Here is a 26216-nt window from a genome sequence, read left to right as displayed (position 1 = left end):
ACACCGAAGTCGGCCCATGCTTCACTCACTAGCGGGTCTGGGGGCGCTGGTTGCAGCCGCGCCGCCCGCCAAGACCGTTGGGTCGACTTCGGCTTGCTATCTATCTTAGTGACGTATACCTAGTGGTGCTATTGCTCGTGCCGAAAAAGGCCCCGCCGAAGTTCGGTGGGGCCTTTGTGCAGGGAATAGGTACGCGGAGAGAGAGTTTAGAACGAGTAATTCAGGGATGCCTTAATGACGCGGTTCTGCGCATCAAAATTGTTGTTTTTATCGAGCGATGACAAGCCGTAATCATAGCCCGCGCTCAGGCCAAAACCGCTCTGAAACTGATAGCCTAGGCCACCTACCACGCTGAAGTCAACGGGGCGGAACTGGTCTTTCACATCAAAGTCAGTATTGAAAGCCGAGAACCCGAGGGCGCTGGCCTTCACGCGGGCCTTACCTGAAAGCAGCACCGACGCCTGCGGGCCGGCATAGATATACAAGCCATCCGTGAGGTACGCCTTAGCCAGCAATGGAATATCGAGGTAAGCCATGCGGGCCGTGGCCGTTACTTTCGCGTTCAGGAAATCAAACTGTTCCAGCGGAATTCGGCCCACCAAAGCCGTACCTTTCTCGGAGTAGCCAATGCCGGGCTCAATGGCAAAGCGCGGGCCCAGCGGCAAGGTAGCGTACAGACCGGCATAGATACCCGGCTTCATTTCCTTGGTCACGGCGCCGCTGGTGTACTCCGCCAGGTCCATCACGCTGCTTACCGCATCACCCGACCAGTCCGATACGTTCACACCGGCCCGAACGCCAAACTTCACGCCATCCGTGGCCGACGAAGAGGAGTAGGAAGGAACCGTGCGAGCCTGTGCTTTGCCGGTATAAGCAGGTACGCGGTGCGTCTGAACCTGGGCCTCAGAAGCAGTAGCAAAAGCCGAAATCAATAGGGTAGCAGCGGCCAGGCGGCCGAAAAGTCGCTTCGTATTCATAGCAAGAAAAGTTGGAAGGAAAGGGCCGGCTACCAAGGGTGCGCAGCGGGTGGCTGCCGGCTTCGGAGAGATAGTATTACAAAACCGTGCCAACTTTCTGTCGGCTCACATTTTCTAGGTTTCCAAGCTGCTAGAGGCACCTATAGCTCAGCCGTAACTGCAAGCCAGGTCGGTTGTTCCCACTGAATGGAAGACAATCTGCGGAAAAAGACTAGGTCTACATCGGAGTCAAACCCAGGGAAGATTAGTGCCTTGCAGGTGGCAGCACAACACGCATAGAGGCGGAACATTCCTGATGTGTTTGCCGCTTCTACCGAACGTTTGTTCGCTTTTATTTCTAAAATTTAATTTGGATTTACCGCTGTCGGGCCCCACCTTGCCACCGTCAAAGCACCTGATACTCATGCTCCAGCCCACCGGCCGCTTCTATTTTAGCTCCTATTTCTACTACGCCAACGCGTAGTCGAGCGGCCCCTCTGTAGCTTTCCCAACCGAAAAACTTCAGCGCCTCTCGACAACCTCGGGAGGCGCTTTTTTTACGCTCACACAGTACCCCACATGTCTGCTCAGCACTTCTTTTATTACGGCTATTACTACTTCTTTTTTACAAAGAAGCGGGGCCCGATTTGCCGAAACTGACACAAGAGCAGCACCACAGCAAAACCCAAGGCCCCGCACTCCGGAGGCCTTTTTTATTGCCATTTCAGCACCAATACCATGCTCCCCACTGTTGCCATCCAGGGCTTTGACGGTAGTTTCCACCAGATAGCCGCCCGCCACTACTTCGGCCTCGAAACGCTGACTGCGCCCTGCGCCACGTTTAGCGAGGTAGTGCGCCAAGTGGCCAGCGGCAGCACCGGTGCCGGCCTGATGGCAATTGAGAACTCCATTGCGGGCAGCATTCTGCCCAACTACACGCTGCTGCGTAAGTCGGGCCTGCGGGTGATGGGCGAGGTGTACCTGCGCATTCGCCAGCACCTGATGGCGCTGCCCGGCCAGCGGCTTTCCGATATCAAGGAGGTGCACTCCCACCCCATGGCCCTGTTGCAATGCGCTGATTTTCTGAACGATTACCATCATTGGCAGTTAGTAGAAACAGAAGATACTGCCCTGAGCGCTCAACGCGTACGGGAGCAGCAGCGCTCAGGTGTGGCGGCAGTGGCTGGTAAGCTTGCCGCCGAGCTATATGATCTGGAAATTCTGGCCGAAGACATTCACGCCGAGAAGAAAAACTACACCCGTTTTCTGGTAGTAGCCCGCCCTGAAAACACTCTGGAAGTAGAGCAGCCCAACAAAGCCTCGCTGTATTTCCATACCTCACATGCTCAGGGCAGCCTGGCGCGGGTGCTGGTGCGCATTGCCGATCTGGGCATCAACCTTTCCAAGCTGCAGTCGTGCCCCAAGCCAGGCAGCACTTGGCAATACTACTTCCACGCCGACCTGGAATTCGACCAGCCGGAGCAGCTGCAAGCTGCCCTCCGCGACATTGCCCCCGTGACGGAGAAACTGGAAGTGCTAGGAGTGTACCACAAGGGCACCACGCACTAAAAAACACTCATCAGAGCTGTCATTCCTCGCCTCACCTAGGATAACAGACAAACGCTTACCTCATGCAAGTCCCCGTAGCCAGCCGCCTTCAGCACACCCAGGAATACTACTTCTCGCAGAAGCTGCGCGAGATTGATGGCCTGAACAAAGCCGGCAAGCAGATCATCAACCTGGGCATCGGCTCTCCCGATATGCCGCCGCACCCCAATGTGGTGGCCGCCCTGACGCGCGCTGCCGAGCAGCCGAACACCCACGCCTACCAGAGCTACAAGGGGGTACCGGCGTTGCGCCAGGCCATGGCGGGCTGGTACCAGCGGCAGTACGGCGTGACCCTCGATCCGGAGTCGGAGATTCTGCCGCTGCTGGGCTCTAAGGAAGGCATCATTCATGTGAGCATGACGTTTCTGGAGGCCGGCGACGAGGTGCTGATTCCGAACCCCGGCTACCCGGCCTACCGCGCTGCCGCGCACCTGAGCGGCGCCACGCCCCTCGACTACGACCTGAAAGCCGAGAACAACTGGCTGCCCGACCTCGATGCCCTGGCCCAGCGCGACCTGAGCCGGGTGAAGCTGATGTGGGTAAACTACCCGCACATGCCCACCGGCACCGCCGCCGATGCCGCGTTCTTCACCAAGCTAGTAGCCTTTGCTACAGCGCATAACATCCTGCTGGTGCACGACAACCCGTACAGCTTCATCCTGAACACGGAGCAGCCCCAGAGTCTGCTGGCAGTGCCGGGCGCGCGTGAAGTAGTACTGGAGCTAAATTCGCTGAGCAAGTCGCACAACATGGCGGGCTGGCGTGTAGGCCTGTTGGCGGGCCGCGCCGATCTGCTGCAGGAAGTGCTGCGCTTCAAGAGCAACCTTGATTCGGGCATGTTCCTGCCCGTGCAGCTGGCCGCAGTGGAAGCCCTGAACCTCGATGAAACCTGGTACGCCGAGCTAAACGCCCACTACCGCGTCCGCCGCGAGCTGGTGTTTGAGCTGCTTGATACCATCGGCTGCAGCTACGACCGCAACCAGGTAGGCCTGTTCGTGTGGGCACCCATTCCAGCGGGCTACGCCGATGGGTACGCCCTCAGCGATGAGCTGCTCTACAACGCCAATGTGTTCATCACGCCCGGTGGCATCTTCGGGAGCAACGGCAACAACTTCATTCGGGTGAGTTTGTGCCAGACCAAAGAAGTGCTGCAGGCGGCGCTGGGCCGCATCAAGCAGACCCAGCAGCTCAGCCCTTCCGCATCAGTTTGAGAGGAACGGAGGGCCTGCTCCCGCTGCAACGGTATCGTCGGGGAGCATGCCTGATGTTCGCAGGTCCTTCGCTCCACTCAAGCACAGCAAACACACTACTTCACCACCTCACCAATGGTAGTCACGATAATAGGAATTGGCCTGATTGGCGGCTCACTCGCCCTTAGCCTCAAAGAAACTGGCCTAGCGCATCATATCATCGGTGTAGATCAAAGCCTTGAAAACCAGAAGCAAGCCGTAGCGCTAGGCCTGGTTGATGAAATAGAAGCCGACCTGGCTGCTGCCGTCGGCCGCGCCGATCTGGTAGTAGTGGCCGTGCCGATGGATGCCATGCTGCATGTGCTGCCCCAGGTACTAGATGCCGCTACGGAGCGCCAGGTAGTCATTGATGTCGGCTCCACCAAGGCAACATTGCTGGCCGCCGTAGAAAACCACCCCAACCGCGCCCGTTTCGTGGCGGTACATCCTATGGCAGGCACTGAATATTCTGGCCCCTCGGCCGCCATTCCCGGCCTGTTTCGCGACAAAACCCTCGTGATTTGTGATGCAGCCCGTAGCGCCGAAGATGCCGTGGCGCGAGTAGAAGCAGTATTTGGCCGCTTGGCCATGCGCTTAGTCTACATGGATGCCACCGCCCATGACCTGCACACAGCCTACATCTCGCACATCTCGCACATCACTTCTTTTGCCTTGGCTCTCACCGTGTTAGAGAAAGAGAAAGAAGAACAGCAGATATTTGCATTGGCAAGTGGTGGATTTGAGTCGACGGTACGCCTAGCTAAAAGCTCGCCCGACATGTGGGTGCCCATTTTCCGCCAAAACCGCGTGAATGTGCTGGATGTGCTAGACGAGCATATCCACCAGCTCCAACACCTGCGCGAGCTGCTGAATCAGGAAGACTACTCGGCTGTTTATCAACAAATTGAGCAAGCCAACCTGATCAAAAAGATTTTGAAGTAAGGACTGGCTTGACCCTAACAAAAGCCCGTCATGTCGAGCTTGTCGAGACATCTCGCGTGCTGACGTTGCAACGGCAATCAGATATCAGCACGCGAGATGTCTCGGCAAGCTCGACATGACGTTCTGATAATACTTCCTCCTTCCCGGCCTCCCTAGGCCACTCCAACTGAAAAACTCAACTACCTATAATGGAACAGCTCATCACCTCCCCCGCCGACCAGGCTGAACACAAGACCTTCTTGGCCAAAAAGCCTCTTATCATCTCCGGTCCTTGCTCGGCCGAGACGGAGGAGCAGCTCATTGAAACATGCACTCGCCTGGCCGCAACCGGCAAGGTTGATATGCTACGTGCCGGCATCTGGAAGCCCCGCACCAAGCCTGGCCTGTTTGAAGGTGTGGGCACGAAAGGCTTGCCGTGGCTGCAGAAAGCCAAGCAGCTGACTGGCCTACCGACTACCGTGGAAGTGGCCACACCCAAACACGTGGAAGATGCACTGGCCTTCGAGGTAGATGTGCTCTGGATTGGGGCCCGCACCACCGTAAACCCCTTCTCGGTGCAGGCCGTGGCCGATGCGCTGCGCAACACCGATGTACCCGTGTTCATCAAGAACCCCGTGCACCCCGACCTGGACCTGTGGATGGGCGCCGTGGAGCGCCTGGCGAAGGCTGGCGTGAAAAACATTGGCCTCATTCACCGGGGCTTCTCGAGCTACGGTAACACCGAGTTCCGCAACGCCCCGATGTGGCACCTGCCCATCGAGATGAAGCGCCGCCTGCCTGATATGCCCATCATCTGCGACCCAAGCCACATCTGCGGCAACCGGACTGGCTTAGCGGGCATCGCCCAGAAATCCATTGACCTGGACTTCGATGGCCTGATGCTGGAGTCACACATTGACCCCGACAACGCCTGGAGCGACGCTAAGCAGCAGGTAACGCCCGAGCGCCTCGCTGAGCTGCTCGATGGCCTCATCTGGCGCCACGAAACTACCGATCAGCAGGAGTTCATCACGGTGCTCACCACGCTGCGCGAGCAAATCAACCAGCTCGACGACGAGATTTTGCACCTCCTGGGCCGCCGTATGCAGGTGGCTGAGAACATCGGTACCTACAAAAAGGAGAACGACATCACCATTCTGCAAACCAACCGCTGGAATGAAATTCTGGAGCGCGGCGTACAGAAAGGCAACCAGCTCGGCCTCACCAAAGACTTCATCCTGAAGTACTTCGATGCCGTTCACTTGGAGTCTATTAACCGCCAGAACCGCGTCATGAATCGCGAGAATTTGTAGAGTTCCGTAGGCAAGGCTACTCTGCGTAACCAACGCAGCTTCCATAGACCGTCATGCTGAGTTTGTCGAAGCATCTCTACCGAACAACTTGTTCGGTAGAGATGCTTCGACAAACTCAGCATGACGGTGTGCTTTTAAGGGCTATAGGTTTGCTAACCTACAAACACCGATAGGCCTAGTGGGCTTTCGGTCAGTTCTTTCTACTATTGAAGAACTAACCGACCCCACCTCATGACCGCACCTCTCCTCACCCGCCTCACTGGCCTAGCCATGGCCGCTGCTCTCACCATCACCGGCTGCCAGCAGAAGCCCGACGCCCCGTCGGCTCCTTCCGATAAATCGCCTAATACTGTTACTACGGGCTATTTGCAGCCGTTTGAAACGGGTGTTCGGAGTGGAGGAGTACAGCTGATTCCAATTAAGACACCCGAGGGCACGTTCAACGTCTGGACGAAGCGGTTTGGGACGGGCAAAATTAAGGTGCTGCTCCTGCACGGCGGCCCGGCAATGACCCACGAGTACATGGAGTGCTTCGAGAGCTTTTTCCCGCAGGAAGGCATCCAGTTCTATGAATACGACCAACTCGGCTCCTATTACTCCGATCAGCCCCAGGATGATGACCTGTGGCGCACGGAGCGCTTCGTGGATGAGGTGGAGCAGGTACGCCAAGCCTTAGGCATTGATAAGTTTTATGTGCTAGGCCACTCCTGGGGCGGCATCTTGGCCCTGGAGTATGCCCTCAAACACCAAGACCACTTGGCGGGCCTCGTCATCTCGAACATGGTGGCTAGCATTCCGCGTTATGATGCTTACAATAAGACACTTCGGGCCCAATTGCGGCCTAGTTTGCTGGACTCACTGGAGAAGTTTGAGGTGAAGAAAGACTACCACAATCCCACGTATGAGGGCCTGGTGTTCAAGAACTACTACTCCCAGCACCTGCTGCGCATGGCCGAGATGCCCGACCCAGTGGCGCGCTCTTTCAAGCACGTCAATCAGCACGTATATGAGCTAATGCAGGGGCCGAATGAGTTTAAAACTGCTGGCCGCCTGCTCACCTGGGACCGGTGGAACGACCTCGATAAAATCACGGTGCCCACCCTCATGATTGGCGGTCAATTTGACACCATGAACCCCAAGGAAATGGAGGAAATGAGCCACAAAGTAAAGCAGGGCAACTACCTGCTCTGCCCGCAAGGCAGCCACATGAGCATGTGGGACGACCAGCAAACCTACTTCCGCGGCCTTACCAAGTTCCTGAAATCTGTGAACGACGGCACGTTTAAAGCAGGTACCACACTGTAAAATACCAGGAGCGCGAACCGTGCGGTTCGCGCTCCTTTCTTATTGGGCTTTAGGGGCCGTAGCAGATTTTAGGCGCGCTTCAATTTCGCTGAGCAGGAAGGCAGCATCGTCTTTGTGGTGCTTATCGTCGTAGAGCTCTACGGCACGACGGGCATGACTTTGGGCTTTTTCAAACTCCTTGAGCTCCAAGTACACGAAGGCCAGGTTCAGGTGCGAAGTAGGGTAGTTTTTGCGCAGCTGAATGGAGCGCTCAAACGGAGCCAAGCTTTCTTTAAACTGGCCTAGGCGCTGATAGGCATAGCCCAAAGCGAAATACGAGAGGTAGTCGCCTTGGCCGTGCTCGTGAGCTTGCTGGTAATGCTGAACGGTGCGCTGAAATACCTCGTCCTCGCCTAAGTCTGGCTCGGCACAATCGCACTGCTGCACGGCAAAGTAGTAGTCGCCGAGGGCGCGGTCGAGCTTGTAGTTATCGGGGTACTTCTGTTTCAGCGTTTCCAGCACGCGGCGCACCGGAAAGGTATAGCGCACTGAATCTTTGCCCAACTGGCGCAGGCTGTCGATGGAAGGTGCCAGCAACGACAGGTCGCGGAAGGCGAAATACGTCAGGCCCTCGGTGCCGATATGGTAGTTCAGGGCCACCTCTGTTTTCTTGAGCGCGACGGCGGGCTCTACGTTCATCTGATCCAGAAACTTGAGCAGTTTCCACGCCGATTCGTAGCGCCGCTCCAGCACCAGCTGGTTGGCCCGGCGCAGGCCCGTAGCCTGAGCAGCGGCCTCGGCGGCGGCCGTCGTTTGGGCTAAGCTCACCAGTGGGGCCAACACTACCCCCAGAAATACAAGCAACAGACGCATAATAGGCAAGTCAAAACGTACCTCAAAGATGCTGGAAATTGCGCGGATGCCGCTCACTCGGCCCGCGGTACTCCGGCCGATGTTACGGCAACACTCGTAAGCTCGACAACTTGCGGCTCACTTGCCTATCCAATCCCACCAAAATCTGCCTTTCTTGCGGCTATGCTTTTCTATACAGTGATGAAGCCCCTGGTGCAGGTGGCCCTACGTGTGTTTTTTCGGCAGCTGGAGGTGCGCCACCACAAGCGCCTTCAAATGCGCGGCCCCTTGCTCATCGCCAGTAACCACCCCAACACCCTGATGGACCCGCTGGTAGCGGCCATTAACCGGCGGCAGCCCATCGCATTTCTGGCCAAAAGCACCTTCTTCAAGAACCCGATTGTGCGGGCCATTATGGAGTCGGGTAACTCTATCCCGATTTACCGCCGGCAGGACCTGGATACCGGAGCTGAAAACCTGACGCCGGCCCAGCTGGAGGCCCAGAACGAAAAAGCCTTTGGGCGCTGCTACGATTACTTTGACAAGGGCGGCACCATCATGATTTTTCCGGAAGGCACCAGCGTGGCCGAACGGCGGCTGCGGCCCCTGAAAACCGGCGCGGCGCGCATTGCGCTAGGTGCCGAAGCCCGGCACAACTTTACACTGGGCGTGCATATCCTGCCCATGGGCATCAATTACTTCGATCCGCAACGATTCCGGTCTGATGTGTTTGTGGACCTAGCCGAGCCGATTAGGGTAGCCGATTACGCCGATCAGTACCACCAAGACCCCGATGCCGCGGCCGATGTGCTCACGGAGGAAATCCGGCGGCGCATGGAGGCCTGCCTGGTGATTACGCGCACGGATGAGGAAGATGAGCTCGTGACTCAAGTGGAGCGCACCTTCGGCCAGCACCTGATTCAGGACGACGAAGACACGCTCTACGACAACTTCCAGCTGAGCCGGACCCTGCTAAAAGCCGTCCGGTTTTTTGAAAACCACGATGCCGGCCGCCTCGCCGAGTTACAGCAAAAAATGCATGCCTATCATCAGGAGCTCACCCGCCTGCGCCTGACGGATGAGGCCCTGGAAACCCGCACGGATGATGGCAGCAGCCGCACCAGCCGCGCCATTGGAGCAGGCATTCGGCTGTTGCTGGGGGCGCCGCTGTACCTGTATGGCGTGGTCAATAACTATCTACCGTATATTATTCCCTCACTTACGGCCAAGCGCGCTAACACTGATGTGGTGTTTATAGCCCCCATCATGCTAGTGACGGGCATGCTCACGTTCACACTGTTTTATCTGGCCCAAACGGCATTGGTACATTCCCTTACCCACAGCTGGCTCTGGACGATACTGTATTTCATTAGTCTGCCGCTGTCGGGGTTCTATGCCCTGAGCTACTGGGGAAACCTGGCCGGACGCCTGCGCAAGCTCCGGGTGCTCCGCCTGTTCCGGACGGAGCGGCCCGTGGCCGAACGCCTGATCCAGCAACGCACGGAACTACTGCAGTTGCTGCGCGCAGCCCGCACCACGTACCTGGAGCATGTAAGCGTAAACGAATAAGCGCCGCCTAGCGCACAGCGAGCCGCTGAGCAGAACCGCTGTGTTGTTCGGGTTTGCGCCCAGCTAGCACCTAGTAAATGTTGAGCAGGAGCGGTGCTTCATGTTGGGCCGGCTTTACTAGCCCTTCACCTCTTCCAAACCGACGGTTCAGCCACGTTGCCGGCCTAGTGTTTCCGGCTCCTGAACAACAGGCTGGGCGATACCAAGAAAGGGTAGCGCGCTAGAAATCAAGTTTTACGCCCAAGCTCAGGGTCAGAATATCGGCCGGCGACAAGCCCTTCGGATTCTGCACGTAGCTGATAACGTACAAATCATTGGAGCCTAGCTCATAATATGCCGAGAGGTTGCGGGGCCGACCTGATGCCGTGGGCGCCAGCGCGTAGCTCAGGCGGCTACCCAGCAAAGGCCCAAAACGCGTGTCGGTAGAAAACCAATAGTAGCCTTTGGGGTATTGGCCCGGCTTTTCCTTGTTGGCAATGCCGCTGGTGTAGCTGACGTAGGCTCCCACAGAAAGCGGTTTTATGGCCCACTTCTTCCCTACCGGCACATGCCAGGGCGAGTACGTAAACTTGGCCGAAATCACGGTAAGGGCGGAGCCGGCATATTTTTTAGGCACGTAGCCCAGCAGCACATCCAGGTCGGTGCGCTCCTGCCAGAAGGAATAGCCCGCGCCCACCGTCGCCATGCCCAGCCCACCGCCCGTTTGCGCCACAAAATGACGCGGGCGGTACCACGGGTGCGTACTGTCAGAAGGCACCTCCGCAACGGTTGAAGCGGAAGTGCTACCTAGAGAGTCAGGGGAAATAGAAGCGGGCCCGGCAGCAACGGCGAGCGGCGTGGCGGCCAGGGCCGCCAATAGAATGCGCGGTACCATTAGAACGTTACTGTTTTCAGCCGAAACTGCTTGTCGCCCCACACCGTTACCACTAGGTACTGACGCGTGTCAAAGGCCGAAGAATTGATATACGTTACCCCATCACCGAAGGCCTCGCCAATGCTGAAGGAGTGGCGGTGGCCATTCATTTCGAACGCCAACCGAGGCGCTTCCCGCAGGGCCGTTACATACGCATCGCGCACGGCCGGGTCAAAATCAACATCCTGCGGTGGCACATGCGAGACGATAATCTGGCGGCTCGCCGACTTATCCTGCAGCTCCTGGTTTACCCAGTTCATGTCCGGAATGCGGCCATTAAAGTTGTACTCACGGCCGTTGGTATCGGTCATGATAAACTTGGTGTCGCCGTAGGTAAAGGAGTAATTCAGCGGCCCGAATATTTTCTGGTAGGCTTCACGGCCGTTACCCACCTGGTCGTGGTTACCAATAACGGTGAGGTACGGCACTTTCAGGTTCTGCAAGTGGTCATCTACCCAGTGCATTTCGCGGGCCAGGCCAAAGTCGGAAATATCGCCGGCCACCAGCATAAACTGCACGCCGGGCTGCTGATTCACACTTTTCACCAGATCCTCCGCCTCATCATAAAAGCGTTGCGAGTCGCCGGTGAATACAAAGCGCAGCGTGTCGCGGGCAGGCAAAGGAGTTTGAGCCAAGCGCGCCAGATGCTTAGCAGTCAGGTCCTGCTTATCATGAGGTGAGCGGTGGTCACTGGGGCTAAATTCCAGCATTTCGCAGCTGCCCAGCAAAAGTGTGGCGGCTACGGGCAGGAAAGTAAGAGAAGTAAGGTTTTGGAAAAATGAGCGCATACGCCTCGGCACGAAAAACAACAGCAAACGGCTATCCTTGTGAATAGCCACAACGCTATATACCTCCAAACCGAACGGATGGTTTTCGTCAAAACCGCATGGAAAGACCTGCTACGCCTGATTAGGAACCTCGCGTTTCCAATTGTAACCCGCACTATTACCTACCAAGGCCCAAAATTGAGGAGCAGGCTGGCCCAACCATACGGTTGAGTTTCCATAAAAAAAGTTGAAAGTCCTGCCCGCTACCCCATCGGCGCCTACTCATCGAGGTATTGATGCACGAATTTGATGGCCATACTTCCCTCTCCAACGGCCGAAGCTACCCGCGCCATAGCTCCGGCCCGGCTATCGCCGGCGGCAAACACACCCGGCACGCACGTCTCGAGCAGATACGGCTCCCGGCGGGGGTGTTTCCAGGAGGCCGCATAGCGCGGATCTGTTACCAGGTCGCGGCCCGTCAGCAAGAATCCTTTGCTGTCGCACACGATAGTGTTGCACACCCATTCGGTGCTGGGTTTTGCCCCAATGAATACAAAGAGGGCTCGCGCGGGTCGGCGCTCCAGCTGGCCTTCGCGTTTCAACATCACTTCTTCCAGGTGGTCGCCGCCGCACACTTCCGCTACCTCTGTAAACGGCAGCAACTCAATGTTCGGCGTCTGGCCAATCTGATCAATCAGGTAGCTCGACATGGATGCGGCCAGGCTTTCGCCCCGAATCACGATGAACACCCGCCGGGCATACGTTGCCAGATACATGGCCGCTTGCCCCGCCGAGTTGCCGCCGCCTACGATGTACACATCCTGTTCCTCGCAGGAACGCGCTTCGGTGCGGGCAGCCCCGTAATACACACCCGCCCCGCTCAGGCGGTCCATGCCAGGAGCCGCCAAAGTGCGGTAGCTAACGCCGGTGGTTAGTATCACGGCCCGGGTCCGGACTTTATTTCCGTCGCTGAGGGTGAGCACCTTATAGCCATCCTGCACGCACATTTCGGTTACTTCCTGAGGAGCTAGTATTTCAGCACCAAGGCGCACAGCCTGGGTCCAGGCGCGGTGAGCCAGCTCCGTACCACTTAGCCCGGTCGGGAAGCCTAGGTAGTTTTCAATACGGGAACTGGTGCCCGCCTGCCCACCCGGCGCCTGCCGCTCAATCACTAGGGTCCGGAGCCCCTCCGAAGCGCCGTACACGCCGGCGGCCAAGCCTGCCGGGCCCGCCCCAATCACGACCACATCATACAGTTCCTGCGAGGCCTGCACCGTTAGGCCGATACGCGTGGCCACCTCCGTGGCCGAGGGGTTGGCCAGCGCCGTGCCATCTTCCAGCACCACCACGGGCAAGTCGTGGGTTGAGAGCCCCTTCTGGGCTAGTAAAGCCTGGGCCTCAGCATCAGTTTCATAGTCGAGCCACTGGTAGCCTACCATGTAACCCGCCAGAAAATCTTTGAGGTCGTGGGAGCGGGGCGACCATTGAAAGCCAATCAGCCGAACGCCATTGAACGGCGGCTTGTAACCGACTTCCCAAGCCCGCAGTAGGTCGTGCAACGTAGGATACAGCAGTTGCTGGGGCGGGTCCCAGGGCTTCATAAGGTAATGGTCGAGGCGGGCCGAGTTGATGGCCCGGATGGCTGCCTCGGTATCGGCGTAGGCCGTGAGCAGCACGCGCTTAGCATCGGGGTACAGCTGGCGTGCCTGCGTAAGCACCTCTACACCTTCTATATCGGGCATGCGCTGATCGGCCAAAATCAGCGCCAGTGGCTCTTCCCGGTCTTTCAGCTCCTGAATGGTAGCCAGTGCTTCGCGGCCCGAGTTGGCGCGCAGTACCCGGTAGTCGCGACGGAACTCCTGGCGTAAATCCCGATCAATGGCCGTCAGAACCTGCGGATCGTCGTCAATGCAGAGGATAACAGGCTTTTTCATAGTAAGCAGAGGCAAGTGAGGGAAGGCAGAAATACGATAGATAAGATGAGCGCAGGACCACTAGGTGCTAAAGTGCCGGCAACCACACGCCGAATTCCGTATGGCCGGGCTCCGACTGCACCTCCAGTCGGCCACCGTGCTGTTCTATAATTCGCATGGCAATATCGAGCCCTAATCCGGTTCCCTCTCCGGCAGGCTTAGTCGTGAAGAAGGGTTCCATAATATGAGGCAGCACGTCGGCCGGTATGCCAGGGCCATTATCAATCACAAACACGCGTACAAATTCGCCTTCCTGCCGGGTACGCAGAATGATTTCGCCACCCGGCGGCAGCACATCAATAGCGTTATCCAGTAGGTTGGTCCAGACTTGGTTGAGGCTGCTGACCTGGCCTTTTACTAGGGGTAAGTTGGGTGCATAGTCGCGGATGAGCTGCACTTTCTCTTCGCGCATGCAGTAGCTCATCATGTTCACGGTGCTGTCGAGGCCGGTGTGCACATCCAAGGGCTCGAAGTTGCTACCCCGGTCCATGTGGCTGTACGTCTTCACGTTGGCCACTAGGGTAGTAATGCGCGTTCCGGCCTCTTGCACATCTAGCACTAGCCGGCGGGTAGTAAGCTGGCCTTCCAGCCAACTTAGGGCGGCGGGGCGGGCGGGCTCGGGTAAGTCGGCAACCACAGGCTGTAATGCTTCCAGCGTCAGGCCCGCATCCAATAGGCCCGCGGCCAGTTGGTAGCCATCGGGCACGCCTTGCGTTTCTAGCCACTCCGATAATTCATCCTCGGCATCAGCGCGAGCCAGCGGCGAACTAGCGGGTGGGGCAGCCGTTACGGGTGCGGCGGCCAAGGCAGCCAGGGCCGACAGAGTTTCGGGAGCCGGACAATAACGCACAAACTCCAGCAGCAGCGCCGGCTTGGCTTGCAGCAGGGACGTGAGCGTTTCGGTAGCCCGCATAATGGCCGCGGCCGGGTTGTTCAATTCATGCGCTAGCCCCGCTGATAATTTGCCTAAGGCCCGCAGCTTTTCGTCGCGCTCCTGGTGGCGGGCCTCCAGCCGGGCCCGGTCGCTCATCAGGCCCACTAGCCGCTGCACCAGCTCAGGACTCTCCTGTTCCAGCTCCGGAAACAGGGCACGGTGGAGCACAAACACCTCTGTTTCGCCAACTGCCACTCCGTGCCCGCTAATCACGCGCAACCGCGAATACGGCAATACGCCACTAATCTGGCCAGCATCAATCCGAAAGGCGGGCTCCCGGTTTCCATTGCGCACCATATAAAACTGCAGGCCGCCCTTTAGCACCGCCACCATGTACTGGGCTTCGTCGCCGGCACTTAGGATGGTTTCGTTGGGCGCAAAGTTTCGTCGCTCGCCATGGCTGGCCAACCAGTGCAGGGTAGCAGGGGGCAAATCATTAAAAATCGTGATTCGGGTAAGCTCTTCGGCAGCAACAGCAGCGGTGGTCATGGCAAAGCAACTAACGGTAGGTAAGGACTATTTCTTTCCACGGCTCGCCTCAATAGCTAGCACATGCCTTCGGCAGACGGTTGAAGGTATAAGTTACTTTGAATTGGTTGAGTTTCGGAGGCTTTGCCCTACCAACCGACCTAGTCTTTTCCGGTGCATCGTGTAGAGCGTTGTGGAAGTGGCGTGGCCTGAAGCGGCCCCTTTTCACAGCGGATGCCAGTCTGTTACCAGTAGTTTGGGCCTTCTTTTCTTACGAATATCAAAAAGCAGCGCGGGCGGGTAAAAAGACGTTTCTTGCCAAACTTTTTAGCTCCCGGCTGCATTCTTTAGTTTCCCCTTTTGCATCTCAATCAAGCGGCATGGCCAAAGTTAAAACCCTGTTTTTTTGTCAGAATTGCGGCGCCCAGTCGGCTAAATGGATTGGCCGCTGCCCTAGCTGTGGCGAGTGGAACACCTACGTAGAAGAGGTAATTGAGAAAACCGATACCAACACGGCGGCCAATGCCTGGAAGGCATCTACGGCGGTGGGTACTACCTCTAAAGCAGCCAAGCCGAAGTCGCTCGGAGATATTGTGTACGAAGAGGAGTCGCGGCTGAATACCCACGATGCGGAGCTGAACCGCGTGCTAGGTGGTGGGTTGGTGCCAGGCTCCTTGGTGCTGATTGGCGGCGAGCCGGGCATTGGCAAAAGCACGCTTATGCTCCAGATTGCCATGCAGTTGCGCAACCTGCGTATTCTCTACGTTTCGGGCGAGGAAAGTGAGCAACAGATCAAGATGCGGGCCGAGCGCCTGGGCCAGCAGCACCCCGGTCTCTACATCCTCACCGAAACCAATACCCAGAACATCTTCCGCCAGATAGATCAGCTCCAGCCCAACGTGGTAGTCGTTGACTCCATCCAGACGCTGCACAGCACTATTGTTGAGGCGGGCCCGGGCTCTGTAAGCCAGGTGCGCGAGTGCACCACAGAGTTGCTTAAGTACGCCAAAGATACGGGCGTGCCGGTGCTGCTCATCGGCCACATCACCAAAGACGGCTCCATTGCTGGCCCCAAAATTCTGGAGCACATGGTAGATACCGTGCTGCAGTTTGAAGGCGACCGGCACCTGACCTACCGCATTCTGCGCACCATCAAAAATCGGTTTGGCTCCACTTCGGAGCTAGGGATATATGAGATGCAGGGCTCGGGGCTACGGCAGGTAAGCAACCCCTCTGAAATTCTGTTGAGCCAGCGCACCGAGCAGCTGAGCGGTATTGCCATTGGTGCCACCCTGGAAGGCAACCGGCCACTGCTGGTGGAGGTACAGGCCTTGGTAACGCCGGCTACATACGGTACTCCGCAGCGCTCCTCTACCGGCTTCGACAGCAAGCGGTTACAAATGCTACTAGCGGTGTTGGAGAAGCGAAGCGGTTTGCGCTTGGGCCAGCATGATGTGTTTCTGAACATCGCTGGCGGCCTGCGCCTCGAAGATCCCGCATTGGATTTAGCCGTGTGCGCCGCCGTGGTAAGTTCCTTGAATGACATCCCAATTCGGGGCGAAATATGCTTGGCCGCCGAGGTTGGCTTGAGCGGAGAAATCAGAGCCGTAAGCCGGCTTGATCAGCGCTTGGGAGAATCAGAAAAGCTGGGCTTCGCCGAAATGTACATTTCTCAATTTAATGCCAAAGGCCTCGACCTCGCGCGCTATGGCATTCGGGTGCACCCGGCCGGCCGGCTAGATGAGGTACTAACCGGTTTATTTGGCTAAAACACTAGGTTACGGGAGCAGTAAAACCGCTAACTCACTCATACTGAAGCCCAGCCAGGAAATCTACAATTTATGTAGCTTCTTGGCTGGGCTTTCCTGAGTGTTCAAAACTTTGGGTTTGCGGGTCAGGTTACGAAAAAAGTAATATATCGGATTGGACTTTCTCAACCTTTCCACCGTATCTTCGGTAGAAGAATTGACTTTTACCGCGAAACACCTTACTCCGGTTGCCTGATCCTGACATGTTTCTGTCAGATTTGGGGTTCTGGTTCTGACGTAGCTCCTTCAATGGCCAATAGATCTACCTTCACTGCCGCCTTGCTATGGGCGGGGCTGCTGGCCGCCCCTTTGCTGGGCCGCGCCCAGGGCACCGTGGTCCTGACCGGTAAGGTCAGTGGCCGTACTGCTGACTCGGTTGCCGTGTCCGTCCGCGAAAATCCGCTGGATGTAAAAGAGCAGATTACCTACGCCCGCTTGGACTCTAAAGGAGAGTTCCGGTTGGCCCTTACGGTACAAGGCCCCACCCGCGCCGACCTTGTGTACGGCGACGACGTGGTAGACATGTACCTGGAACCCGGCAACCAGATGGAAGTCCGCTTCAAGGCTACTGATTTGGCTGGCACCGTTCGCTACAAAGGTCGCGGGGCCGAGGCAAATACGTTCCTCAGCGAAATGGACGACAAGTTTGTAGAAAATGATGGTTTTCAGGTACTTCCTGATAACATCATGCTCTATGAACCCGGCTTTCTTTCTTTCTTGGACTACCGCCGCAAAGAGGAGGTAAAGTTTATGGAAGCGAGCATGGAAGGCCTGAGCCCGGCCTTTCAGCAATATGTAAAGGCAGAAATTGAGTACAGCTACGCCAACGACCGGCTCACCTTTCAGGACCTGCGCGAGCAAGTGGTGGCAACGGAGAGCCGCCTGAAAATGTCGCCTACGTACTATGACTTCCTGAACGACAAAGCCCTGATTAACAATCCGGCGGCGGTTCAGAGTGAGCAGTACCAGGAGTTTTTGCTGAATTACATCCACTCGCTAGCCATCACCAACGGCAAGCAGCGCACAGACCCCGATTTTTATCAGGTGTGCTATGATCTGGCCAAAAAACAATTGAGCGGCCTCGTGCAGCCCATTATCATGGGGCGTGTGCTCAAGGAGTCGTTTCGGTTTGGGCATGTAAAGCAGTCGGCAGCCATGCTGGCAGACTACCGCTCCGTAGATGCCAAAAATCGGTATTACCCGCTGCTACTCCAGGATTTTGAGACGCATAAGGCATTTGCCATCGGCTCGCCGGCCCCCGACTTCACTTTGGTATCGGCCACCGGCGACTCCGTTACGCTTAAGCAGTTTGCGGGTAAGCTCATCTATATCAACTTCTGGCGCACTACCAGCGGCCTGGCCCTGCGCGACTTGCCATATGCGGCGGACCTAGCCAAGAAGTTCGACGGCAAAAACATTGTATTCCTGAACGTTGCCCTTGATGAGAACGAAGGGGCCTGGAAGCAACTGGTTATCAGCAAGAAGCTACCCGGCGTACACGTGCGCTCAGCCGGCGGCCTGCGCTCGGCCATGGCCAAAGCGTATGCCGTACAGGATGTACCCAGCTATTTCTTGCTCGCTGAAGATGGTACCTTCCTCAATACCAAGCCTAAGCGCCTCAGCAGCCGGGCGGCCGTAGATGAAATTAAAGAGTCTTTTGGGAAGGCCAACACTTACAGCAGCACGCTACCCGTAGACAGTAAGTAAACCGCTCTCCATTTTTATTGGACCAAAAACGCCTATTGCCACGCGGCAGCAGGCGTTTTTGTTTGTTACGGAGCTGATGATACCCGAGGGTTGAGCGAAGTACGCTTACGGCCTGACCAGACAAGCCCCGGCACCGTACCTTTACCACCAGCATGGCTTCCTTACTCACCGACGGACTTAACTTCTTTTCAAAAGCTACCCCCACCCGCGTCTGGAATGGGGCGCAAGTAGTGGGCGGCTACGTGCTAAGCAAGCTAACGGGCAAGGCTCGGCACTGGGGGCTGCCCGTAGCGCTATCCTTCGAGCCTACTACCAGCTGTAACCTTCGGTGCCCGGAGTGCCCTAGTGGCCTGCGCTCCTTCACGCGGCCCACAGGTATGCTGCCTGATGAGCTATTTCGTAAGACCATTGATGAGGTTGCCTCCCGGCTGTGGTACCTGATTTTCTATTTTCAGGGCGAGCCGTACCTACACCCTAATTTCCTGGACTTAGTGAAGTACGCGGCAGGTAAGGGCATTTACACGGCTACCAGCACCAACGCGCACTACCTCAACGATACCAATGCCCGCCGCACCGTGGAAAGCGGCCTTGATCGGCTGATCATTTCCTTGGATGGCACTACGCAGGAGGTGTACCAGCAGTACCGCGTGGGCGGCAAGCTGGATAAAGTGCTGGAGGGCACCAAAAACCTGATTAAGTGGCGTCGGGAGCTGAAGTCGCAGACGCCGCGGGTGGTGTTTCAGTTTCTAGTTGTTCGCCCCAACGAGCATCAGATGGCGGAGGCCAAGCAGCTAGCTAAAGAGCTGGGCGTAGATGACGTATGGTTTAAAACCGCCCAGATCTACGACTACCAGCATGGCTCCCCGCTTATCCCCACCATCGACTATTACTCGCGCTACGAGAATAACCAGAACGGTACCTGGAGCATCAAGAACAAGCTAGTGAATCACTGCTGGAAGATGTGGCACTCCTGCGTGATAACCTGGGATGGGTTGGTAGTACCCTGCTGCTTTGATAAAGACGCCGAGTACCGCCTAGGTGACTTGCAGCAGCAAACCTTCCGCCAGTTGTGGCACGGCTCCAAATACCGGCAGTTCCGCGCCTCCCTGCTCAAAGGCCGCGACCAGATTGACATGTGCCGCAACTGCACCGAGGGCACCAAGGTGTGGGGCTAGCGGAGGCACCCTCACAGTGTCCGCTAGCTGAACTACCTGCCGTGCAAGACTAGCCCCTATTTGTGGCCAAACCGATAGCGCAATCCAATAGAGCCCGACGTGGTGAGTGCGTTTGGAGACTGTAAGCCCAAGTTGAGCGTTCCTTCGCCCACTGCCTCCAGGCCTGAGAAAAGGCGGTAACGCACACTAGGGCCTATGCTAAGGCCATAGTGGTTGGCTTGCCTGTTGCGCTCAAAGGCGACCGTTTCACCGGGGCGATTATTGTCGAGGCCATATCCTTTGAGGTGATAGGTATCACGATCTAGTGTAAAACCGCCCAATGCATCTATCTGGAAGCGGCGGCTCAGGTCGCGCGTGAGGGTATAACGCCCGAGCACCGAAACATTCAAAGACGTGTTGCGGCGTTTAGAAGAGTACTCAACGGGGGAACCGGTGAAGTCGTTAACTACGCCCTCATATGAAAATGTACTGCTGTTATAGGCCGTACTTACCTGCACCCCCAAGCGCGGGCGAAGTTGGTAGCCCAGGGTGAGCTGTAGTGGGGGCCATTTACCGTTATCCAATCCGCGGCTTGCGCGCTGGTACCAGTTGGTGTAGGCTGATACGCCCACATAAAACCGCGGTGTTTCGGGTTCAGTAGTTTGCGCTACTCCAAGAAGTGGAAGAGAGAGTAAAGCGGCACTAATGCCAATAGATCGGATGAACATACATCAAGTGCTATAAAGTGTAAAAGAGCCCAAGCAGTATAAAGCTTAGTACCAAGAAGAATCCTGGGCACTCTCAAACGTTGCACGTGGTGTAGTAAAAATACTATAGCACTAGGCTCCCAGCGACATCAAACTGGAGTGTGCGCACTTCATAAACAACTAGTTTCTAACCCGTTATTCTCCCCAGGGATACATATCAGGTGGGGTGTGCTCGGCGGCGTGAGTGGGCAGCGGATGCAGGGCCCGGGTTTTATCTAGGAACAGAAAGGCATCGTAGCGCTCGGGCACAATGGAGGGCACGTAGTTGCCGAACCGCTCAAACTCGGGCCGGTACACCACCCCTATGGCCCGGTGCCCAATAGGCTCGCGCAGGGCGCTGTGGCCGCGTAGCTCATGCGAGAAAAGCAGAGCATTCTCGCCATGGAGTTGCTGGTGCAGCAGGTTTTCCCAGGAGCCATTGGTGGCCTCGGGTACCGTCATACGCTCCGGGGTAGCGCCCCATTTTTTGCTGGCAATAACGGAGCCCTGGTACGAGCCAAAGCCCACGGCAAATACATTTTCGCGGCCATAGGCTTCGCGGGCGAGTTGGCCCACGTTCACCATATCGTCGCGGCGCATGTCGGTGTAGCGCGCATCGCCGATGTGCGTATTGTGCTCCCAGATGATGACTTTGCTAGTGGGCCCGTGGAGGTCAAGCAGGCGCGTTAAGGTTTCCATCATGTGCCGATCACGCACGTTCCAAGAGGCCGAGCCACCCTGAATCATAGCCCGGTAGTAGCGTTCCGCATTCACGGCTACTAACGCGTTCTGCTCGGCATTAAACTGTTCCTCACGCTCCGGTAAGCCGGCAAGCTGCTGGGTGGCCACCTGCCGGCGCAGCGTGTGCAGCATGTTCGTCACCTCGTCCTCACAGTCTTTCGAGACGAAGGCCACGGCTTCAGCGTATTCCTGTGGGTCGTCGCCGTAAGGCTCAAAGCAGCGGAAGGCCTTTTGGGCGGCGTGCACGGCGCCGTCGCCTTGCTTTTCCACGTAGCGCAGTATCTCCTGCAAGGAGTCCCAGAGGCTGTATACATCCAGACCATAAAAGCCAACGCGCTCCGCCCGGGGCAGCTGCCGGTTGTGCTGGTGCAGCCATTCTACTAAAGCCGCTACCTCCCAGTTGCCCCACATCCAGGTAGGCCACCGGTTAAAGGTACTTAGCAGCCTAGCGGCTGTGCCATAGGTCACTTCATCCTGCTTGATGGCGGCGTTCACCTCAAAGCAATCGGGCCAGTCGCCTTCCACTGCTATAAACCCGAATCCTTTTTCCTGGATGAGCCGCTTGGAAAGAGCAGTGCGCCAGGTGTAATACTCCGAGGTTCCGTGCGAGGCTTCCCCTAGCAGCACAATGCGGGCATCGCCAATAGCCTCTATCAAGGGGTCGAGGTCAGCGGCAGAGAGAAGCGGGTGAGTGGGCAGCGGCGTCTTCATAGCTGAGTTTGGTAAGGGCGAAAACGACAGCGTGCGTCGCAACGGAGTTGCGGCGCACGCGGGCAGGTAGTACTATTTGGCGCGGTAGGCGCCTACTTGTGGTTCTTGGTCAGGTTTTTACCCAAGTCTTCTACCTGTTTCAGGAATTCCAAGGCATCGGAGTCACCGTAGGTACCATAGGCCGAGGAAATAGTACCCCGGACACCATCGGTCGTTTCCAGCGCATAGAGAATCGACATGTCATCCGGGTCGCTTTCACCTTCAAAGCGGTAAAAGTCCACGATGGTTACTTCCTCAGGGCCGTAGCTTTTGGCGCGCTCGGTATCCAGGGTGTGCAAGCGGCCCTCCGTCACGCGGAAGTCTGCCGTAAAGCCGTCTTTGTTGAGTTTCTGTTCTACGTTGACGAGCGAGCGTTCTTCTTCTTTGTCTTGCATGATGAGGGGCGTAGTTAAGGGAGAGGTTGACAGGGCCCGAGGCAGGCAGGGCCTGCAAACGAAAAGCCCCCGTACCGGCTATACGTAGCCAGTACGGGGACAGGTTATATCCGGATGCAAGAATATTGCGGGCTAGCGCGGACTTGCGTCGCGGGTGGCCGCTAGCTCAATAGTACGCTGTAACCGGTCTACATCAATCACGGAGCAGGCCCCGCCGCAGCCCTTGGCGCAACCCGCCTGATCCTTGGACATAAAGGTCCGCCAGAAAATGCGGCCCACGTAGAACGCAGCGCCGGCGAACAGCAAAGCAATGATGAGATATTGTATCCACATGATGGTCACGAAACTACGACAAGCTCGGAAAAGTTTGGTTTAAGCCGTGTGGTTTGCCTAGGCGCTCTTACTTCCAGAACTCCCGGATGGTCGCCTGCATTTCGTCGTGCACGTGGCCATTGCTGGCTACCACCTGGCGCCCGAAGAGTGGGTCGCCATCTTCCAGAAACTCAGTTACCCGGCCTCCCGCTTCGCGCACCAGCAAAATGCCCGCAGCTACATCGTATGAATTCAGGTTGAACTCGAAGAAGCCCTCGAAGCGGCCAGCAGCTACATACGCCAGGTCGGCGGCGGCCGAGCCTACGCGGCGTACCCCATGCGAGCGGCGCATGAACGCCCCCAGAATCTGGAGGTAGTCATCCATCAGGCCAAAATCGGTGTACGGGAAACCCGTAGCAATGAGAGAGTTATTCAGGTCGGGCACATCGGTTACGTGGATGGGCACCTCGTTGCAGAAAGCCCCGGCGCCTTTGGCGGCCCGGAAGCATTCGTCGCGCACTACCTCGTACACCACACCCGCTACTAGCTCCTGATGATAGATCAAGCCCACGCTCACGCAGTACACCGGCAGGCCGTGCACAAAGTTGGTGGTGCCATCCAAGGGGTCGATAATCCAGTTGTAGCCGTCTACGCGGTCGGCGCCAACGGTGCCTTCTTCCGTGATGAAGCCAGCCTCGGGTAGAATTTCGCGCAGACCGGCCACCAACAGTTTTTCGGTTTCCTTATCCACATACGACACTAGGTCGTGCACGCCTTTGGTTTCGATATGGCTGCGGTCGAAGGTCAGGGCTTCTTGGCGGATAAACTGGCCGGCGTGGCGCGTAACGGCTGCCAGCTGAAAGCTAAGTTGATTGTAATCAAGCATTAGAAGAAAAATGTAGTCATGCTTCGTGATGCAGGAGCATGACGGTCTGGAATTATAGGCGAGCTACTTTCCTGCGGTGCAGTACGGCCCATACGGCCGTGAGAATCAGCAACAGGAAGGCCGCTATCTGGCAGGCGGGCCCGATTAGCTCGCCGTACCGCACGTAGAACGTTAGCTCGGTATTCAGGTGCACGGTGGCGCGGCTAACAGCCTGCACCCACCAGCCGGTCCGCTGGATTATCTCGCCTTTCTGATTGATAAACGCGGAAATACCGGTATTGGCGGAACGGGCAATGTCGCGGCGGGTTTCAATAGCGCGCAAGGTGGCATACTGCAGGTGCTGGTTGTGGCCCGGCGAGTCAGACCACCAGCCGTCGTTGGTAATGATGCCAATCAGCGAAGCACCGTCGCGCACATAGTCACTCACAAAGTCGCCGTACACCGATTCGTAGCAGATAACCGGGGCTACTCGCAGGGCTGGGGTAGCAGTGCGGTAGACGGTTCGCTCGGGTTGAGAGCCTAGTCCGCCAGCCGTACCACCCAAGTCAATTACAAACATGGAGAGCCACGGCGGCACGCCTTCTACACCAGGCACTAGGCGGCTTTTGTGGTAAAACTCCGCTGGGCCCGTGGCGCTACCCAGGTGCAGGGCGGCATTGAATATGTCGTAGTAGCCCAGGTCTTCACGGAAGCGGGCGGTAGGACTGGCTTTGTCTTTAGTAGGACCATACTGGCCCACGGTCGTCAGGCCGGTAATGAGCTCCACGCCCGGATGCTGGCCCAGCCACTGCCGGATGCGCATAATTTTAGGGTAGCCCTCAATGCTGGCCTCGAAGTACGTTTCATCCAGCGAGGTTTCGGGCCAGAGCACCAGCTTGGTTTGCGGGGTGAGGTTTTGCTCGGTGAGTGTGAGCAAACGGGTCAGCTGTTGATCGTGGGGAATGAAATTGGCGCCGCCTTCAAACTTCTCGTTAAATGGATCGACGTTGGGCTGAATTACGAGCACCTCGGCCGTGGGGCCTTTCTCCTGATACTGACTTCCGATAAGAAAAGACGCGGCTATGGGAAGTGCCACCGCGAGCACCGGCCATAGCCACTTCAGGCGCAGCGGAGGGGTAGTACCAGCCGCCGCACCAGCACTACGAAAGCCAAACCACGCCCCGAACACGAGCAGGTTCACGGCCCAAATCCAAACGGAGCCGCCCAGGAAACCGGTGTACTCATACCACTGCACTAGGTTGTTAGCCTGCGCAAAGCCGTTGCCGAGCGTCAGCCAGGGCCAGGTTAGGAACCAGTGCAGGTGCAGCTGCTCGAAGGCAATCCAGTAGATAGGCAGGGAAAGGTAGCCGAGCCGCGGACCAAAGTGCTTTTTTGTGTGGTAAAAAGCCGCCAGCGGCATGGTCATCATCAGGGCGTTGCAGATAACGGCCGTGATGCCGCCGCCCAACGTGCTGTAGCTCACCCAATAGGTAGTGAACAGGTTCCAGAGCACGAGCAACAGGTAGCCGTAGCGCCATATTTTCCAGCCGCTGGCGCCGCGCTCCGTGAGAAGCTGCTCCATCCGCAGAAACGGCACCCACGCCACCAGCAGCACCAGCGCCAACGGAGCCGGATTTACGGGCCAACCCATCCACAACAGCGCTGCCCCCAGTAGGGCCAGCAGGCTCGGCAGCCAGAAAGCCAACCCCGAAACCGGCAGGTTGGCGGCCGTGGAGGGGGTAGCGGAAGCAGTTGATTTAGTCAGCACGATGTTCGTCGGTATAGCGGTCTTCTTTGGCGCGCTCTTCTTTGTGGCCTTGCACTACCAGCACAATTTCACCTTTGATGGCCGCACGGGCGGCAAAGTTGGCAGCCAGCTCCGAGAGCGGAGCCGTTACGGTTTCTTCAAATAGCTTGGTCAGTTCGCGGCTGACGGATGCCGGCCGCTCCGGACCTAGTACTTCGGCCAGCTGCTCCAGGGTCTTGACAATCCGGTGCGGCGACTCGTAGAAAATCATGGTGCGGGTTTCGCCAGCCAGCTCTTTAAGGCGGGTTTGGCGCCCCTTCTTCACTGGCAAAAATCCTTCGAAGGTAAACCGCTCAGCCCCAAACCCCGATTTCAGCAACGCCGGCACAAAGGCCGTAGCGCCGGGCAAGCACTCCACCTTTAGGCCACGGGCCAGACACTCGCGCACCAACAAAAAGCCGGGGTCAGAAATTCCGGGCGTGCCTGCATCCGATACCAAGGCCATGGTTTCGCCTTTTTCCAGGCGCTCCAACAGGCGCTGCACCTGCTGGTGCTCGTTGTGGAGGTGGTAGCTGAGCATCGGCTTTTTCAGGCCCAGGTGCTGCATGAGGCGGCCACTGGTGCGCGTGTCCTCGGCTAGCACGGTATCTACCTCGCCTAGCACCCGAATGGCCCGCAGGGTAATATCCTCCAGGTTGCCGATGGGCGTGGGCACCAGATACAGAAGCGTGGGAGCGGGAGTAGCAGTCGTCGTCATACAGCAGCAAAGGTAGAGGAGTTAGCAGTTGCAAGTAGTGGGTTGCGGCGTACGGGTACTAGGCCTTGCGTAGCGGGCAACCGATTACTCGTTACTTACTCTCCGCCGTATTCGGCCGCCAGCTGATCAATGGCGGCGGCCAGCTTGCGGTCTTTGTCGGTTACTGTATTGCCGGCATCGTGGGTGCGCAGACGGAAGGTTACTATGTTGTACTCATTGCTCCACCACGGGTGGTGCTCCTGATACTCGGCTTCTTCGGCTACATCGCTCATGAAGCTAAAGGCCATTTTGAAGTCTTTGAACCGGAAAGTCCGGGTAAGGGCGTTGTCTTGTTCAGTCCACATAGGGTAGCGCAGTTACAGGGAGGAAGTGCAAGGTAGGCTGCCCGTCCCGGAAACACACACGCCGCTACCATGGGGCTGCTGCCGCTGGCACTTGGGCCCCAGA

At 57.2% G+C, this 26216-nt stretch carries 23 protein-coding genes; 9 read left to right on the top strand and 14 right to left on the bottom strand.

The window, feature by feature from the left end; all coding sequences use genetic code 11:
- Positions 1-206: 206 nt before the first annotated feature.
- Positions 207-977 carry a porin family protein gene (locus ACYVHC_RS08520; protein ID WP_460613270.1) on the bottom strand — a complete coding sequence of 257 codons (771 nt, stop codon included), beginning with the start codon at positions 975-977 and terminating at the stop codon, positions 207-209.
- A gap of 717 nt (positions 978-1694) precedes the next feature.
- On the opposite strand from ACYVHC_RS08520, the gene ACYVHC_RS08515 reads away from it, so the two are divergent.
- The 5 genes from ACYVHC_RS08515 to ACYVHC_RS08495 all read left to right on the top strand — a co-directional run bounded on the left by ACYVHC_RS08515 (position 1695) and on the right by ACYVHC_RS08495 (position 7332).
- Positions 1695-2525, top strand: a complete 831-nt coding sequence (locus ACYVHC_RS08515; protein WP_460613269.1) for a prephenate dehydratase — start codon at positions 1695-1697, stop codon at positions 2523-2525.
- A gap of 62 nt (positions 2526-2587) precedes the next feature.
- Entirely contained in the window at positions 2588-3775 is a 1188-nt protein-coding gene (locus ACYVHC_RS08510; RefSeq protein ID WP_460613268.1) for a pyridoxal phosphate-dependent aminotransferase, read from the top strand.
- A gap of 114 nt (positions 3776-3889) precedes the next feature.
- Positions 3890-4735: a Rossmann-fold NAD(P)-binding domain-containing protein gene (locus ACYVHC_RS08505; protein WP_460613267.1), complete on the top strand. Its 846-nt coding sequence runs from the start codon at positions 3890-3892 to the stop codon at positions 4733-4735.
- 188 nt (positions 4736-4923) lie between these two features.
- Complete coding sequence (locus ACYVHC_RS08500; RefSeq protein ID WP_460613266.1) at positions 4924-6027, top strand: chorismate mutase; 1104 nt, start codon at positions 4924-4926, stop codon at positions 6025-6027.
- Positions 6028-6258: 231 nt separating this feature from the next.
- On the top strand, positions 6259-7332 hold the full coding sequence (locus ACYVHC_RS08495) for an alpha/beta hydrolase family protein (protein WP_460613265.1): 1074 nt from the start codon (positions 6259-6261) through the stop codon (positions 7330-7332).
- A gap of 39 nt (positions 7333-7371) precedes the next feature.
- Here the strand turns inward: ACYVHC_RS08495 and ACYVHC_RS08490 are convergent, their stop codons facing one another.
- Complete coding sequence (locus tag ACYVHC_RS08490; protein WP_460613264.1) at positions 7372-8184, bottom strand: tetratricopeptide repeat protein; 813 nt, start codon at positions 8182-8184, stop codon at positions 7372-7374.
- Between the two features lie 162 nt (positions 8185-8346).
- Here ACYVHC_RS08490 and ACYVHC_RS08485 point away from each other — a divergent pair, with 162 nt between their 5' ends.
- A complete protein-coding gene (locus ACYVHC_RS08485; protein WP_460613263.1) occupies positions 8347-9732 on the top strand; it encodes a lysophospholipid acyltransferase family protein in 1386 nt (461 codons plus the stop codon).
- Between the two features lie 220 nt (positions 9733-9952).
- On the opposite strand, the gene ACYVHC_RS08480 is transcribed toward ACYVHC_RS08485, so the two are convergent.
- The 4 genes from ACYVHC_RS08480 to ACYVHC_RS08465 all read right to left on the bottom strand — a co-directional run bounded on the left by ACYVHC_RS08480 (position 9953) and on the right by ACYVHC_RS08465 (position 14808).
- Complete coding sequence (locus ACYVHC_RS08480; RefSeq protein WP_460613262.1) at positions 9953-10606, bottom strand: hypothetical protein; 654 nt, start codon at positions 10604-10606, stop codon at positions 9953-9955.
- Complete coding sequence (locus ACYVHC_RS08475) at positions 10606-11433, bottom strand: metallophosphoesterase family protein (RefSeq protein WP_460613261.1); 828 nt, start codon at positions 11431-11433, stop codon at positions 10606-10608. Before ACYVHC_RS08475 ends, ACYVHC_RS08480 begins: the two co-directional genes overlap by 1 nt.
- Positions 11434-11690: 257 nt before the next feature.
- Positions 11691-13346: an FAD-dependent oxidoreductase gene (locus tag ACYVHC_RS08470; protein ID WP_460613260.1), complete on the bottom strand. Its 1656-nt coding sequence runs from the start codon at positions 13344-13346 to the stop codon at positions 11691-11693.
- A gap of 67 nt (positions 13347-13413) precedes the next feature.
- Positions 13414-14808, bottom strand: a complete 1395-nt coding sequence (locus ACYVHC_RS08465) for a sensor histidine kinase (protein ID WP_460613259.1) — start codon at positions 14806-14808, stop codon at positions 13414-13416.
- Positions 14809-15167: 359 nt separating this feature from the next.
- Between ACYVHC_RS08465 and radA the strand changes: the two genes are divergently transcribed.
- The 3 genes from radA to ACYVHC_RS08450 all read left to right on the top strand — a co-directional run bounded on the left by radA (position 15168) and on the right by ACYVHC_RS08450 (position 19477).
- Positions 15168-16556 (top strand): DNA repair protein RadA, encoded by a 1389-nt coding sequence (radA, locus tag ACYVHC_RS08460; protein ID WP_460613258.1) that lies wholly within the window; start codon positions 15168-15170, stop codon positions 16554-16556.
- A 288-nt stretch (positions 16557-16844) separates the two neighbouring features.
- Positions 16845-18302 (top strand): TlpA family protein disulfide reductase, encoded by a 1458-nt coding sequence (locus ACYVHC_RS08455; protein ID WP_460613257.1) that lies wholly within the window; start codon positions 16845-16847, stop codon positions 18300-18302.
- 152 nt (positions 18303-18454) lie between these two features.
- Entirely contained in the window at positions 18455-19477 is a 1023-nt protein-coding gene (locus tag ACYVHC_RS08450; protein WP_460613256.1) for an SPASM domain-containing protein, read from the top strand.
- A 56-nt stretch (positions 19478-19533) separates the two neighbouring features.
- Here ACYVHC_RS08450 and ACYVHC_RS08445 read toward each other — a convergent pair whose 3' ends face one another.
- The 8 genes from ACYVHC_RS08445 to ACYVHC_RS08410 all read right to left on the bottom strand — a co-directional run bounded on the left by ACYVHC_RS08445 (position 19534) and on the right by ACYVHC_RS08410 (position 26113).
- Positions 19534-20184, bottom strand: a complete 651-nt coding sequence (locus ACYVHC_RS08445; protein ID WP_460613255.1) for an outer membrane beta-barrel protein — start codon at positions 20182-20184, stop codon at positions 19534-19536.
- A 174-nt stretch (positions 20185-20358) separates the two neighbouring features.
- The gene (locus ACYVHC_RS08440) at positions 20359-21654 is read right to left on the bottom strand and encodes an erythromycin esterase family protein (RefSeq protein WP_460613254.1); all 1296 of its coding nucleotides are present in this window, start codon (positions 21652-21654) and stop codon (positions 20359-20361) included.
- A 92-nt stretch (positions 21655-21746) separates the two neighbouring features.
- Positions 21747-22088 carry a hypothetical protein gene (locus ACYVHC_RS08435; RefSeq protein WP_460613253.1) on the bottom strand — a complete coding sequence of 114 codons (342 nt, stop codon included), beginning with the start codon at positions 22086-22088 and terminating at the stop codon, positions 21747-21749.
- A gap of 132 nt (positions 22089-22220) precedes the next feature.
- Positions 22221-22421, bottom strand: a complete 201-nt coding sequence (locus ACYVHC_RS08430) for a FeoB-associated Cys-rich membrane protein (protein WP_460613252.1) — start codon at positions 22419-22421, stop codon at positions 22221-22223.
- 67 nt (positions 22422-22488) lie between these two features.
- Positions 22489-23286: an inositol monophosphatase family protein gene (locus ACYVHC_RS08425; protein WP_460613251.1), complete on the bottom strand. Its 798-nt coding sequence runs from the start codon at positions 23284-23286 to the stop codon at positions 22489-22491.
- 52 nt (positions 23287-23338) lie between these two features.
- Entirely contained in the window at positions 23339-25033 is a 1695-nt protein-coding gene (lnt, locus tag ACYVHC_RS08420) for an apolipoprotein N-acyltransferase (RefSeq protein WP_460613250.1), read from the bottom strand.
- Positions 25023-25769 (bottom strand): 16S rRNA (cytidine(1402)-2'-O)-methyltransferase, encoded by a 747-nt coding sequence (gene rsmI / locus ACYVHC_RS08415; protein ID WP_460613249.1) that lies wholly within the window; start codon positions 25767-25769, stop codon positions 25023-25025. Before rsmI ends, lnt begins: the two co-directional genes overlap by 11 nt.
- Positions 25770-25864: 95 nt before the next feature.
- Positions 25865-26113, bottom strand: a complete 249-nt coding sequence (locus tag ACYVHC_RS08410; protein WP_460613248.1) for a 4a-hydroxytetrahydrobiopterin dehydratase — start codon at positions 26111-26113, stop codon at positions 25865-25867.
- Positions 26114-26216: the final 103 nt, after the last annotated feature.

This window comes from Hymenobacter seoulensis (genome assembly GCF_054780535.1).
This window is presented reverse-complemented; position numbering and strand designations above follow the sequence as displayed.